This is a genomic window from Rhodococcus sp. KRD175 (assembly GCF_017168275.1).
Lineage (GTDB): Bacteria > Actinomycetota > Actinomycetes > Mycobacteriales > Mycobacteriaceae > Rhodococcoides > Rhodococcoides fascians.
Genome location: NZ_JABFAQ010000041.1, coordinates 1 through 13224, shown reverse-complemented (window position 1 = coordinate 13224; position 13224 = coordinate 1). Strand labels below are relative to the sequence as shown.

Here is a 13224-nt window from a genome sequence, read left to right as displayed (position 1 = left end):
CCCCCGCCACACCCACCCACTCCCACGGCGACAACGACGCGCGTCGTACCGCTACGACGACAGCCATGATGCTTGCGGCAGTGATGGGTACGCCGAAGTTGTTGTAGCCCAATACCACTGCACTGACGAGGCCGGCAGCGAGCGCTCCGACAAGTGCCGCGCGGGGTGCCCGAGAGTGTCGCAGCACCGGCCAGGTTCGAGGGCTCCACAGCGATCGACGAGGCCGCGTTCTGGGGTGCATGGGTATTCCGATCGTGGTCATGGCTGGGATCCATTTCTGTGTTCGAGGCATGCCGAACCGCGGCTGCGGTCCAGGGACGAGCAGTCGAGGTGAGTGGGTGTGTGAAAGAAGGTGGGTTGTCAGCGCTCGGGGATGGCCACTCTGATGTGGCAGCCCGACTCACTGTCGAGAACGTCGATGGTCCCGCCGTGCAGTTCGGTGGCCCACCGTGCGATTCCGAGTCCGAGACCTGTTCCGCCGTCGGTGGATCCGCCGCGAGTGAACCGGTCGAACACCGTGTGACGGTCGGCCGGTGCGATGCCGGGACCCTCGTCGCGAACATCGAACGCGAACCGGTCCCCGGTTCGATGCGCTCGGATACTCACCGTGCCCGACTGCGGCGAATGCCGTACGGCGTTGTCGACGAGATTGGTGATCACCTGCGTCATTCGAGCGCGGTCGGCGACGACCGTCCCGGCACCGGGTGAGACGACGATCGATACTCGTTCTCGGTGAACGCCGGTCGCCTCCTCGAGGAAGGGGCGCACCGGGAATTCCGTCGGGACGATGCTCAGCACTCCGCCCTCGACCCTCGACAGATCGAGCAGTTCGGTCACCAGGTTTCCCAGTCTCTCGGTCTGGCCCAGGGCGACAGACAACGTGGCCGGGTCGGGTTCGGTCACCCCGTCGACCATGTTCTCGAGCACTGCCCGCAAGGCAGCGATGGGAGTCTTCAACTCGTGGGAGACGTTTCCGATCAGCTCGCGGCGGTACTTCTCGGCGGCTTCCAAGTCGCTCGCCATGGTGTTGAACGCGGTGGCGAGCTCGCCCACCTCGTCGCGGGACGTGGCACGCACCCGGGTCGAATAGTCGCCTCGCGCCATCGCTTTGGCTGCCGAGGTCATCTCTCGCAGGGGCGACGTCATGCCGTGCGCGACGAATTGTGTTGCGGCCAAAGACACGATCAATGCGGCGAGAAGTGTGTAGCGAAACTGCCAGCCGGCCCCGATCCAGAAGACGACGCTCGCCAGCACCAGCACGATGCCCACCACGAGCGAGACCTTGAGTTTGAACGACCGCAAGGGATCGAGCGGACGCGGCAGCATCGGCCTCATCGCGGTGCCTCCACGGCGTATCCGACGCCGTGGACGGTACGAATCAGGTCGCCACCGAGCTTGCGCCGCAACGCTTTCACATGACTGTCGACGGTACGACTGCTGGCCGAATCGTCCCAACCCCACAGTTCCGACAGCAGGGTCTCCCTGGACACCGCCGTGCGAGGTCGAGCGGCCAGATACGCCAGGATGTCGAATTCGGTTCTGGTGACGTGGATGTCGCCCGCGTCGGTGGAGACGCGTCGCTCCCGGTGATCGATGTGCACGTCGCCGATTCGAGTGGTGTACTACTCGGGAGTGACGACGCGCTCGGCGCGCCTGATGAGAGCGTGCACACGCGCGACCAGTTCACGCATGCTGAACGGCTTGCCCAGATAATCGTCCGCACCGACGCCCAGCCCGACGAGCATGTCGGTCTCGTCGGACTTGGCCGTCAACATCAGTACCGGTACCGGCCGGGATGCCTGGATGCGTCGACACACTTCGAGTCCGTCGAAACCGGGAAGCATCAGATCCAGCACCACCACGTCGGGGTCGATCCGGCCGCACACTTCCACCGCGGAGGGGCCGTCGGCGGCAGTGACCACGTCGTACCCCTCGCCTCGCAGTCGAGCGGCCACGGCGTCGGAGATCGTGGGTTCATCGTCGACTACGAGAACTGTGCGGCTCATGAGAATTGACCCTAGAGGTCGGACATGGAGGACTTCGTCGGGAAATGTGGAGGTTCGGTGAAGGTTGACCTGAAAGTCGAACTAAGGGTGGGCTACCCTTCCTTTCGATACCCGACCTGACGAAAGGCCCACTCGATGCGTACCCGACCACTTCGGAGAACTTTGGCGGTGTGCGCGATCGCGCTGACCACGGCGGGACTACTGAGCGCCTGCTCGAACTCCGACGGCACGTCCGACGGCCCCGACTCCCCCACGACCGCCAGCTCGGGCGTCTTTCCCGTCTCGGTAAAGCATGCGTTCGGCGAGACCGTCGTTCCCGAGGAACCCACGCGCGTCGTGGTGGCGGGATACACCGAACAGGACACGGTGTTGGCCCTCGGCGTGATCCCCGTCGGAGTGACGGAGTGGTACGGCGACCAGCCGTACGCGACCTGGCCCTGGGCTCGGGCCGCGCTGGGAAATGCCCAGCCCGAGGTGCTCACCAACAACGGCGACGGTTTCGAGACCGAGAAGATCGCCGCCCTCGAGCCCGATCTGATCATCGCCACCAACGCCGGTCTCACCGCGGACAGCTACCGGACTCTGAGCAACATCGCACCCACGCTCGCCCAGTCCGACGCGTCGACCGCCTACTTCGAGCCCTGGGACGTACAGGCGGAGAAGATCGGCCGGGCGTTGGGTAAGAAAGCCGAAGTGGACGGACTCATCGACGGTGTGAATCAGAAGTTCGCCGATGCCGCGGCGGCTCACCCCGAGTTCGCAGGGAAGAAGGCGATCTTCCTGCAGAACGCGTTCTACGAGGGCAAGGCCATCGCGTACCAGGACGGTTTGAGCACCGACTTCCTGACGAAGCTCGGTTTTGTGATCCCCGACGACATCGACGCGTTCGTGCCGGCCGACGGCAGTGCGCAGGCGAGCATCCCGCTGGAGAACCTGTCGGTCCTCGACACTGCAGATGTGCTGATCTGGGGAACGGAGAACCCGGGCGATCGCGGCCAGTTGGAGAAGGAACCGGTGTACAACGCTCTGCAGCCGGTGAAGGACGGCAACCTCGTCTTCACCGATGGGGTGACGGCGGGGGCGATCTACTTCACGAGTGTGCTGAGCCTGCCGTACGTGATCGACAAGGTGGCTCCGGCAATGTCCGAGGCGCTCGGCGGAACCGCCACCACCATCACGTCCTGACTTTCATGCCGCCGAGCGCTTCTCCATCCACATGGCGACGGACAGAACGCCCAGGCCGGCAACAGCGAGACCCGAGCCGACGGCGGCCGGTGCCGTGTAGCCGAGACCTGCGGCGATCACCGCGCCGCCCACCGCGGCTCCGATGGCATTGGCCAGGTTGAACGCCGCGTGGTTGAGTGACGCGGCGAGAGTCTGCGCGTCCTCCGCCACGTCCATCAGACGGGTCTGAAGTCCGGGGACGACGGACGAGCCGGACGCGCCGATCAAGAACACGAGAAGCAGCGCGGTCACCGGGTTGTGAGCCGCGACGACGAAGACGGCCAGGGACACTGCGGTCGCGGCCAGCCCGATGAAGGTGCCCTTGAGCTTGTACTTGTCGGCCAACCAACCGCCTGCGTAGTTGCCGGCAACCATGCCGAGGCCGTAGATCATCAAGGCCACCGGAACCAGTGCACGGGCAAGGCCTGCGACGTCGGTCAGGGTCGACGCGATGTAGGTGTACACCGCGAACATGCCGCCGAATCCGACGATGCCGACGAACAGGGTCATCCACACCTGGCCACGGCGGAGGGCACCGAGCTCGGTGATCGGACTGGTGGTCGGCATGGCGTCGAGTCGCGGCATCCACAGGACCAGCGCACTGACGGTGAGCAACCCGATCACGGCGACGAGGGCGAATGCGCTTCGCCACCCGAGGGCCTGGCCGATCCAGGTCGCCACCGGTACACCGACGACGTTCGCCACCGATAGACCCATCATCACCATCGCGACGGCCTTGGCTCGTTTGCCCGGCTCAGCGAGGTGCGCCGCCACCAGTGCGGCAACGCCGAAATACGCGCCGTGCGGCAGACCGGCCACGAACCGGGAAGCAACCAACTCGTTGAAACTCGGCGCGAAGACCGTCCCGAGATTGCCGAGAGTGAACGCCACCATCAGCGCCAGCAACAACATGCGCCGAGGAACACGCGCCGCAAGAGCAGCGATGGTCGGCGCACCGACGACGACGCCGAGCGCGTAGGCGGAGATCATGTGGCCGGCCGACGGCTCCGAGATTCCCATCGTCGTCGCGATGTCCGGAAGCAGGCCCATCGACGCGAATTCGGTGGTGCCGATGCCGAAGCCGCCGATGGACAGGGCCAGCATGGCGAGCCTGCGGCGGGTCGAGTGCGGTCGATGGCCGACACTCAACCCACTCGACACCTTGCCGCGCACGGCGCTGACGTTTCTGGCGAGAGCGGAATCGGTGACAGTCACAGCAGAACAACCTTCGTAAGCAATCGGATTACAGAGCGGGCCAGGGGCTGGTGGATCGACGACCTGGTAAATCGACGACCTGGTGGATCGATTCAGTACAGCCCGACCGGACGGCAAAACGTTCGTCGTGTTCATTCTCTTCCCCGAGGCGACCGGTTTTCGAGTCGCCGGGCGGTGATTGTCCTCACCAGAGCATCTGCTCGAGGGTCGTGAGCGCCCTCGTTCCCCCGAGACACCCGTACCCGCTAAGATTCCTGCCAGGTCATGAGTGCCAGCATCGAGCCCCGGCTTGCTGGCCGGCAACCCTCCAACCGCGGTGGGGTGCCCCGGGTGAACGACCAGGCCGATGCAACACATCCGTGTCGTATCGACAAGCGCGGGTCCGCTCCGAAGCGGACCCACTGATCTTCGGTCCCCACGGGCCGAGGCATGTCAGGAGGTTCTCATGTGTTGCTGTACCGATACGCCCCGTAACGCTCGAGTTCTCGAGCTTCATTCGACAGAAAACACGTCTGAGAAAACGGAGTATCACCAGCCATGACCGATTCGACCCCCGACGTCGTCGACGCCACCGGAGCACCTACCGAGGATCCGTTCACCGATCCCGCAGCCGACTGGAGCTTCGAGACCAAGCAGATCCATTCGGGTCAGACACCGGACGGCACCACCAGGGCTCGTGCGTTGCCCATCTACCAGACCACCTCGTACACCTTCGACAACACCGATCACGCGGCCGCACTGTTCGGCCTCGCGGAACCGGGCAACATCTACACCCGCATCATCAATCCCACGCAGGACGTCGTCGAGCAGCGCATCGCCGCTCTCGAAGGGGGCGTCGCAGCGCTTCTGCTCGCGTCGGGCCAGGCAGCAGAAACGTTCGCCATTCTCAATCTCGCCGAGGCGGGCGATCACATCGTCTCGAGCCCGCGGCTCTACGGCGGCACGTACAACCTTTTCCACTACACGCTTCCGAAGCTGGGGATCACCGTCTCGTTCGTCGACGATCCGGACGATCTCGAACAGTGGCGCGCGGCCATCACACCGTCGACCAAAGCGTTCTACGGTGAGACGATCTCCAACCCGAAGAACGACGTTCTCGATATCCCCGGCATTTCGGCGATCGCCCACGAGAACGGCATTCCGCTGATCGTCGACAACACCGTCGCGACGCCGTACCTGCTGCAGCCGCTGAAGCACGGTGCCGACATCGTGGTGCACTCGGCGACGAAGTACCTCGGCGGTCACGGCACGGCGATCGCGGGCGTCATCGTCGACGGCGGAACGTTCGACTGGACGCAAGGCCGTCACCCCAACTTCACCACCCCGGACCCGAGTTACCACGGTGTCGTCTTCGCCGATCTCGGCGCTCCGGCCTTCGCGCTGAAGGCGCGGGTGCAGTTGTTGCGTGACATCGGGGCTGCGGTGTCACCCTTCAATGCGTTCCTGATCAGCCAGGGCCTCGAGACGTTGAGTCTTCGAATCGAGCGGCACGTGGCGAACGCGCAGAAGGTGGCCACCTTCTTGGCCGGTCGCGACGATGTCGTCTCGATCAACTACGCCGGACTCGAATCCTCGCCCTGGTACGAGCGCGGGCAGCAGCTGCTCCCGAAGGGGCAGGGCGCGATCATCGCGTTCGAGCTGAAGGGAGGAGTGGACGCGGGCAAGAAGTTCGTCAACGCTCTCACTCTGCACAGTCATGTGGCTAACATCGGAGACGTGCGTTCTCTCGTCATCCATCCCGCGTCCACCACGCATTCGCAGTTGACCCCGGAAGAGCAGTTGGCCTCCGGCGTCACTCCCGGCCTCGTGCGTCTGGCCGTCGGTATAGAAGGAATCGACGACATCATCGCCGATCTCGAGGTCGGCTTCCGCGCGGCGGCGTCTTGAGCCACAGCTTGAACACAGGCGTTCGTCCGGAGGCGGTCCTTCCGTCTCCGGACGGACGGTTGGGAACCATCGACATCGGTGGTCTCGATCTCGAGAACGGTTCTCACATTCCGCACGTGACCGTGGCGGTGCAGCGTTGGGGCGAGATGGCGGCCGATCGCAGCAACGTCGTGCTCGTCGAACATGCGTTGACCGGCGATTCCCACGTTTCGGGACCGCCGGATGCCGACCACGTACTGCCCGGTTGGTGGAACGGGATGGTCGGACCGGGCAGCCCCATCGACACCGACGAATGGTGTGTCGTCGCCACCAACGTGCTCGGCGGATGCGGAGGCACCACCGGACCGAGCAGCATCTCCCCCGACGGCACCCCGTACGGTTCTCGCTTCCCGGAAATTTCGATTCGCGATCAGGTGGCGGCAGAGGTCGCGGTGGCCGATGTTCTGGGCATCGATCGGTTCGCCGCCGTCGTGGGCGGGTCGATGGGCGGCATGCGCACCCTCGAATGGATTGTGGGACATCCGGATCGGGTGGGTGCCGCGCTGGTGCTCGCCGTCGGTGCCCGCGCGACAGCGGACCAGATCGGGACACAAACCACCCAGATCGCTGCGATCAAGGCCGATCCGGGTTGGCTCGGCGGCAACTACCACGACACCGGCACCGCCCCGACCGCCGGACTCGGGATCGCTCGTCGCATCGCGCATCTGACGTACCGAACCGAGAGCGAACTCGACATTCGGTTCGGAAACTCTCCGCAGAACGACGAGGATCCGTGGGCCGGCGGCAGGTACTCCGCGCAGAGCTACCTCGAGCATCAGGCCGCCAAACTGGTCAATCGATTCGACGCGGCGACGTACGTTCTTCTGAGCGAAGCGATGAACCGCCACGACGTGGGCCGAGGACGCGGCGGAGTCGCCGAAGCCCTTGCATCCGTGCCGGTTCCGACCATCGTCGGGGGCGTCGATTCCGATCGCCTGTACCCGCTTCGACTGCAGAAAGAAATTGCGCGTGAGCTCCCACAGTGCCGGGGGCTCGAAGTGATCCAGTCGAGAGACGGCCACGACGGATTTCTCACCGAGGCCGATTCGGTGGCGAAGCTGCTGGCCGAGACGATGGAGCTCGCCCGCCTCGGACGGCGCTGACCCGAGTCGATCGGTCTGCGTCAGTCCGTCCCCAAGGGATCGATCGACAGCGACAGAAAGACGATGGCACCGCCGACGCCTCCCAGCGCCAACACGTCGAATCCCCTGCTGCGCACCTTCAGGGTGCCGACGCGTGACTCGGGCAGGCACAGTCGCAGCAACGCTGCCACCACCGCTGCACACCCGAAGATGAACGAGCCGCGCCGCCAACGGTCGGCGAGAACCAGGACCAGCGCAGCGAGCACGATGACCGACACCACGACCATCGGTAGATTTCGAGCGAGCGCCGCTCGGAAACCCGGCACGTGATCGCCTCGCGCATCCTGTACGTCGTTCACCTCGGCTCGCTCAACTCTGGGCCGCAGCGCGTTCGGCTCGCTCCACGACATTGGACAGCAGAAACGCGCGCGTCAACGGCCCGACTCCACCGGGGTTGGGCGACAGGAAACCGGCCACCTCGGCGACGTCGTCCGCGACGTCTCCGCGCAATCCGTCCTCGGTGCGGGTGACCCCGACGTCGAGCACAGCTGCCCCGGGCTTGACCATGTCTGCGGTGATCAAACCGGGAACCCCGGCGGCCGCGATGACGATGTCGGCGCGGGAGACCTCTGCGGCAAGATCACGAGTTCCGGTGTGGCACAACGTGACCGTCGCGTTCTCCGAACGGCGGGTCAGCAGCAGTCCGATCGGTCGGCCCACCGTCACACCGCGGCCGATGACCACAGCGCGCGCCCCGTCGAGTGCGACGTCGTAGCGCCGCAGCAAGTGGACGATGCCCCGCGGGGTGCACGGCAGTGCGGCGTCCTTGCCCAGCACCAAGCGGCCGAGGTTGATCGGGTGCAGACCGTCGGCATCCTTGTCGGGATCGATGCGCTCGAGCGCGGCGTTCTCGTCCAGATGCTTGGGCAACGGAAGCTGCACGATGTACCCGGTGCAGTCGGGGTTGGCGTTGAGCTCGTCGATGACCGCTTCGAGATCGGACTGAGTGATATCCGCGGGAAGATCGCGTCGGATGGAAGTGATGCCCACCTTCGCGCAGTCGTTGTGCTTGCCCCGCACGTATGCGGCAGAACCCGGATCATCTCCGACGAGCACCGTCGCCAGGCCGGGAGTGATGCCCTGCTCCCGCAGACGTGCCACACGGGCGGTGAGGTCGACGAAAATCTCGTCACGAGTCGCTTTGCCATCGAGGATCGTTGCAGTCACCGGGCCATTGTTTCAGGTTCTGCCCGTCCGGCGGCGCGCCGGGCCGATCACCGCGGTCAGCTCTCGACGATCAGACCCTGCGCAGCCGCGAAGGCCACTGCTTGCATCAGTTCGATCTTGGCCCCGCGCACCCCTGCGCCGACCCACAGCGACGCATCGACGACGGCTCCGCGCAGGTCCGACTCCTCCATTTTGGCACCGACGGTTCGTGCGCCCGCGAGATCGACGGACCGCAGCACCGCTTTGCGAAGATCGGTCGAGGTCAGGTTCGCCTCCCGCATCCGACATCCGGTCAGATCGACGCCGCGCAGGTCGGCACTACCCAGCGAGGCCAACGTGAAATCGACTTCGTCGTAGGTGGCCGGCCGCATGCGAGTGTCCACGAACACCGATCCCATCAACGTCGAGTGACGGAAGACGCTGTGCTGCAGATTGGTTCGAGTGAACGTGCACGATCGAAAGGCCGAGTTGGTGTGCACCGAATCCGTGAGGTCGGTGCCGGTGAAGTCGCATTCGGTGAAGACGACCGAGTCGGTTCGCACATTGCTCATGTCCGCGTCACGGAAGGTGCACCGGACGAACTGCCTGCCCGACCACTCCCGCCCGTCGAGTCGAGAATCCGAGAAATCTTCGCCGATGGTCTGTTCGTCGTCCACCTGCCCCATCCTCCCCGGGCTCGTGGTGGCAGAGTGATCCGGGTGTTTCGACTCATGTTCTTCGAGCCCCGGATTCCGCAGAACACCGGCAATGCGATTCGCCTCGTCGCCGGCACCGGATGCGAACTGCATCTCGTTGGCCCCCTCGGGTTCGACATGTCCGAACCCAAGCTCAAACGCGCGGGATTGGACTACCACGACCTCGCGTCGGTCACCGTGCACCAGGACCTGCCGTCGGCGTGGTCCGCACTGGCCCCGGAACGGGTCTTCGCCTTCACCGCGCACGCAACACGCTCCTACGCCGACGTCGCCTACCAACCCGGTGACGTCCTACTGTTCGGACCGGAACCCACCGGACTCCCCGACGACGTCCTGACCGACCCCCATGTGACCGACCAGCTGCGCATCCCGATGATCCCCGGACGCCGATCACTCAACCTGGCGAACGCCGCAGCAGTGACGATGTACGAGGCCTGGCGCCAACACGACTATCAGGGCAGCGTCTGAGCGATTTGCGTTCGAGTGCGCTCGAAGCCATAGCTTTCCGTTCATGACACAACCGCTCGGACAACGGCATTGGCTCATCACCGGAGCATCCTCCGGCCTGGGTCGGGCGCTCACCGTCGCCGCCCTGGAGGCAGGCGACACCGTCGTCGCAGCGATGCGGCGACCCGAACGTCTCGACGACCTGGTTGCCGAGAACCCGGAAGCCCTACTGACCATCGCCTTCGACGTCAGAAACACCGAATCCGCGCCGACCGTCGTCGAGGCCGCGATCGGCCGGTTCGGACGCCTCGACGTACTGGTGAACAACGGAGGCGTCGGGCAGATCGGTGCGGCGGAGGAGATAGACGACACGCGATTGCGCGACATGCTCGAACAACACGTGGTCGGGCCTGCTGCTCTGACCCGCGCAGTCCTGCCTCACATGCGAGAGCGGAGCGCGGGAACCATCGTGCAGATCAGCAGCCAGGGCGGCCGCGTCTCGTTCCCGGGTGCTGGCTCGTACTCTGCAGGTAAATTTGCGCTCGAAGGCTGGTCGGAAGCCCTTGCCGGCGAGGTCGCTCGGTTCGGCATTCGAGTTCTCATCGTCGAACCGAGTCGGTTCAGGACCGGGTTCAACAATGCCGATGTACTCGAGATCGCAGACCCCATCGATGCCTACACCGCAGTGTTGGGCGCGCTCAGAGTCGACATGCTCGACGTCGACGGACGGCAAGAAGGCGATCCGGCCCGCGCCGCGCACATCATCCGCCGACTGGTCGACGCCGAATCCGCTCCCCTGCGCATCCCACTGGGGCGAGAAGCGGTTCGACGGCTACGCGAGTCGTACCGTCGGGAACTCGACTCCTTGAACACCCATGCCGAATTGTCCGCAAGCGCGGATTTTCCCGGTGTTCCCGAATCCGTCCGTCCGGTATGACTGCCCAGGTCGGACTATCTTCCCTATCATGTCGACGAACGAATTGATGAATAGGGCGCTGTCGGCGGCCGTGGACTCGGCTGCGCCGTTGACGGTGGAGCTGCTGCACGACCTGATCGAGCCGTCGGAACTGCCCGAACCGCTCGGTATCGCCGAGGTGGCCGAACTACTCGGCATCTCCGCACACACGCTGCGGTACTACGAGCGATGCGGCCTCATCGACGTCGATCGCGACGGACTCGAGCACAGACAATACGATTCCGCGGCCGTCCGTCGATTGGTGTTCCTGACAAGGATGCGGCTCTCGGGTATGCCCATGCGCGACCTCCGGAGATACGTCGCGCTGGTCGACAGCGGCGACCAGACTGTCCCGGAACGACTCGAGATGCTCGTCGCGCATCGCGACGCTGTTCACAAGCGCATCCGAGAACTGCAACTGTCTCTCGTGGCAACCGAGTACAAGATCGCAACATACGGCGGCGCCACGGGTCCGTGATCCGGGTGAAACAACCGTTCGGCCCGGTGGGCATGTCTGCGTCCTTGCACGTCAAATCGATTGTGAGCGTCGACAAATCGATCTGGTCGGAACGGCACCTGCGCTGTGAGACCCAACTATCGAGCCGCGTCCGACGGCTCGCCAGCCCTCCGATAACAATTTCCTTTCGTTCGGCGGTCGCCCGGGCATGCCGACTCGGAGCATCGCCACCCGCTTCGGACACCGGCACCGAGCCGACAAACAAGCCCCAATCATGAACTGACGGAACGGAATCGACCGGACTGCGCACGTAGAACCTGGGCAGTACAAAGGCGGTACGAACCGGCTCGACCGATACCGCAGGGGTCCGAGAAATCGGACTTCTACGACGATTCATCTCCCGATGCCATCGGCACCGTTACACAATCTGTGTCTGCTTGCTGTCACGGACCCCCGGAGCGGGGTACCGTGTGCCGCACCGACCCGTTTCGCTCGTGAAGGAGCTTTCTGTTGTTCTCTGTTTCCCTGCCCCGTACGGTTTCTTCCAACTCCTCCTCCGCGCGAACGTTCAGTCGGTTCGGTAGTCGAATCGCCCGCACCGCAGCTATTTTCGCCATCGGATCGGGCCTGACGGTGGCCGCCTTCGCCGGCACCGCCACCGCGTCGGCGGCACCGGTCACGTGCGTGTCGCCGCCCTCGGCCAACGACATCCAGGTGAGTGACACAGCGAGCTGCGGAGCCACCTCGAACGGACCCGGAACCGCCACCGCCGGTGCCGCTGACAGCGGAACTGCCGTCAGTGTCAACGACGGGCCGGGCGCAACCAACACCTACGCCAACGGTTACGGTGTCGCGCTCGGAGCGAGCAAGAACGCGGGCACGGCATACGCGCTCGCACTCGGCGGCGGAATCGCGCACTCGTGGGCAGATGCCGGCCAGACGACCCTCGCGGTCGCAGGATGGGGATCCGGTGCTACATCCGAGGCACGCGGCGTCGACTGCGTCGGGCCGCTGTCGTTGGCGCTGAACCTCACGAGCGGTCAGTTCTGCGTTCTCGGTAGCTGATTCTTCATCCGATCGAGCGGAGCCGACTACCCCGACACGAACCCGTCGAGGTAGTCGGCTCCACCGACGTAGACAGTCCGGCCGGACTTCTCGATGGGTCCGATTGCAGCCTCCGTCACAGCCGACGCGAACTCCGCAATGGTCAGGAGCGCACCCTGCGCGGTTCGCGCAGCGACTGAGTCCGGGTTACGGCGTTCGAGCAGGGTGACCACGATCGTGCCCTCGATCATGTCCCCGGACACCACGACCAATTCGATTCCCCGAGAATCCAATTCAGGAATCATTCCACGCAGTGCATCCTCCCCCGCCCGTTTGCTCGCAGCAACGGGTTCGTATTCGACGGGGACCGGCTTCTTGCCGTGAAAATGCGCCTGGTGGCTGGTGAGGAAGACGATCCGCGAGCCCGGCTCCATACGGGCGATACTCGCGCGAGCCAGCGCCACCTGCGCGTCGCGATTGATACTCATCGCGTAGTCGGGTTCTGCACCGAACTCCAGGCCACCCGAGGCATTGAGAACCAGAACGTCGATTGCGCCGAACTCGGCAACGACTACGTTCAGCATGGCGTCGATCGCGTCAGCGTCGGTGACGTCGGCACCCACAGGAGGTGCTGTGCCGCCGCACGTTGCCAGCTCGACCACGCGATCCCGTTCGACCACGCCAATCCCCTCGGCGGCGGCTGGACCACCGTCAACAACCTCCAATGCCTCTGCGAATACCACCACAGCGTCAAAACCGCAGGCTACTGGACCGCCGTCATGCTCCCCGGCGGCGCCATCCTATGGACCTCCACCTCGAAGACCACCCGAATCACCCTGCCCGCCAACGGAACCACAGTACCCATCATCGGCAACGACCTACGGCCACACATCCCCACCCAACCCAGACGATCCGGCATCATCGCCTACCCCGACCCACCAGACAA

Annotated in this window: 13 protein-coding genes, 2 pseudogenes and 1 riboswitch; of the genes and pseudogenes, 7 read left to right on the top strand and 8 right to left on the bottom strand. The window is 64.8% G+C overall.

The window, feature by feature from the left end; all coding sequences use genetic code 11:
* The 3 genes and pseudogenes from J1M81_RS24560 to J1M81_RS24550 all read right to left on the bottom strand — a co-directional run.
* Window positions 1–262 (bottom strand): annotated as a pseudogene (locus J1M81_RS24560) (DUF4173 domain-containing protein); the annotation flags it as partial.
* 98 nt (window positions 263–360) lie between these two features.
* On the bottom strand, window positions 361–1335 hold the full coding sequence (locus tag J1M81_RS24555) for an ATP-binding protein (protein ID WP_032400119.1): 975 nt from the start codon (window positions 1333–1335) through the stop codon (window positions 361–363).
* Window positions 1332–2006 (bottom strand): annotated as a pseudogene (locus J1M81_RS24550) (response regulator transcription factor). Before J1M81_RS24550 ends, J1M81_RS24555 begins: the two are co-directional and overlap by 4 nt.
* A gap of 135 nt (window positions 2007–2141) precedes the next feature.
* Here J1M81_RS24550 and J1M81_RS24545 point away from each other — a divergent pair.
* A complete protein-coding gene (locus J1M81_RS24545; protein WP_045841986.1) occupies window positions 2142–3191 on the top strand; it encodes an ABC transporter substrate-binding protein in 1050 nt (349 codons plus the stop codon).
* Between the two features lie 3 nt (window positions 3192–3194).
* On the opposite strand, the gene J1M81_RS24540 is transcribed toward J1M81_RS24545, so the two are convergent.
* On the bottom strand, window positions 3195–4334 hold the full coding sequence (locus tag J1M81_RS24540; protein WP_032367243.1) for an MFS transporter: 1140 nt from the start codon (window positions 4332–4334) through the stop codon (window positions 3195–3197).
* Window positions 4335–4705: 371 nt separating this feature from the next.
* Window positions 4706–4828, top strand: a riboswitch (SAM riboswitch).
* A gap of 154 nt (window positions 4829–4982) precedes the next feature.
* On the opposite strand from J1M81_RS24540, the gene J1M81_RS24535 reads away from it, so the two are divergent.
* Together J1M81_RS24535 and J1M81_RS24530 are read left to right on the top strand one after the other, a co-directional pair.
* The gene (locus J1M81_RS24535) at window positions 4983–6332 is read left to right on the top strand and encodes a bifunctional o-acetylhomoserine/o-acetylserine sulfhydrylase (protein ID WP_080729313.1); all 1350 of its coding nucleotides are present in this window, start codon (window positions 4983–4985) and stop codon (window positions 6330–6332) included.
* An 8-nt stretch (window positions 6333–6340) separates the two neighbouring features.
* Window positions 6341–7474, top strand: coding sequence for a homoserine O-acetyltransferase (locus J1M81_RS24530; protein WP_027496400.1), 1134 nt, complete (start codon window positions 6341–6343; stop codon window positions 7472–7474).
* Between the two features lie 20 nt (window positions 7475–7494).
* Here J1M81_RS24530 and J1M81_RS24525 read toward each other — a convergent pair whose 3' ends face one another.
* The 3 genes from J1M81_RS24525 to J1M81_RS24515 all read right to left on the bottom strand — a co-directional run bounded on the left by J1M81_RS24525 (window position 7495) and on the right by J1M81_RS24515 (window position 9345).
* Window positions 7495–7740 carry a DUF3017 domain-containing protein gene (locus tag J1M81_RS24525; protein ID WP_048319895.1) on the bottom strand — a complete coding sequence of 82 codons (246 nt, stop codon included), beginning with the start codon at window positions 7738–7740 and terminating at the stop codon, window positions 7495–7497.
* Between the two features lie 82 nt (window positions 7741–7822).
* Entirely contained in the window at window positions 7823–8680 is an 858-nt protein-coding gene (locus J1M81_RS24520) for a bifunctional methylenetetrahydrofolate dehydrogenase/methenyltetrahydrofolate cyclohydrolase (RefSeq protein ID WP_032383970.1), read from the bottom strand.
* A gap of 56 nt (window positions 8681–8736) precedes the next feature.
* Window positions 8737–9345, bottom strand: coding sequence for a pentapeptide repeat-containing protein (locus tag J1M81_RS24515; protein WP_206499036.1), 609 nt, complete (start codon window positions 9343–9345; stop codon window positions 8737–8739).
* 33 nt (window positions 9346–9378) lie between these two features.
* On the opposite strand from J1M81_RS24515, the gene J1M81_RS24510 reads away from it, so the two are divergent.
* The 4 genes from J1M81_RS24510 (at window position 9379) to J1M81_RS24495 (ending at window position 12299) form a co-directional block, all read left to right on the top strand.
* Entirely contained in the window at window positions 9379–9843 is a 465-nt protein-coding gene (locus tag J1M81_RS24510; protein WP_179273747.1) for a tRNA (cytidine(34)-2'-O)-methyltransferase, read from the top strand.
* 43 nt (window positions 9844–9886) lie between these two features.
* On the top strand, window positions 9887–10759 hold the full coding sequence (locus tag J1M81_RS24505) for an SDR family oxidoreductase (RefSeq protein ID WP_206499035.1): 873 nt from the start codon (window positions 9887–9889) through the stop codon (window positions 10757–10759).
* 28 nt (window positions 10760–10787) lie between these two features.
* On the top strand, window positions 10788–11255 hold the full coding sequence (locus J1M81_RS24500; protein ID WP_206499034.1) for a MerR family transcriptional regulator: 468 nt from the start codon (window positions 10788–10790) through the stop codon (window positions 11253–11255).
* Window positions 11256–11744: 489 nt separating this feature from the next.
* Window positions 11745–12299 carry a DUF6764 family protein gene (locus J1M81_RS24495; protein ID WP_176456807.1) on the top strand — a complete coding sequence of 185 codons (555 nt, stop codon included), beginning with the start codon at window positions 11745–11747 and terminating at the stop codon, window positions 12297–12299.
* Window positions 12300–12325: 26 nt separating this feature from the next.
* On the opposite strand, the gene J1M81_RS24490 is transcribed toward J1M81_RS24495, so the two are convergent.
* Window positions 12326–12958 (bottom strand): SDR family oxidoreductase, encoded by a 633-nt coding sequence (locus J1M81_RS24490; protein WP_308051311.1) that lies wholly within the window; start codon window positions 12956–12958, stop codon window positions 12326–12328.
* Between the last annotated feature and the right edge of the window lie 266 nt (window positions 12959–13224).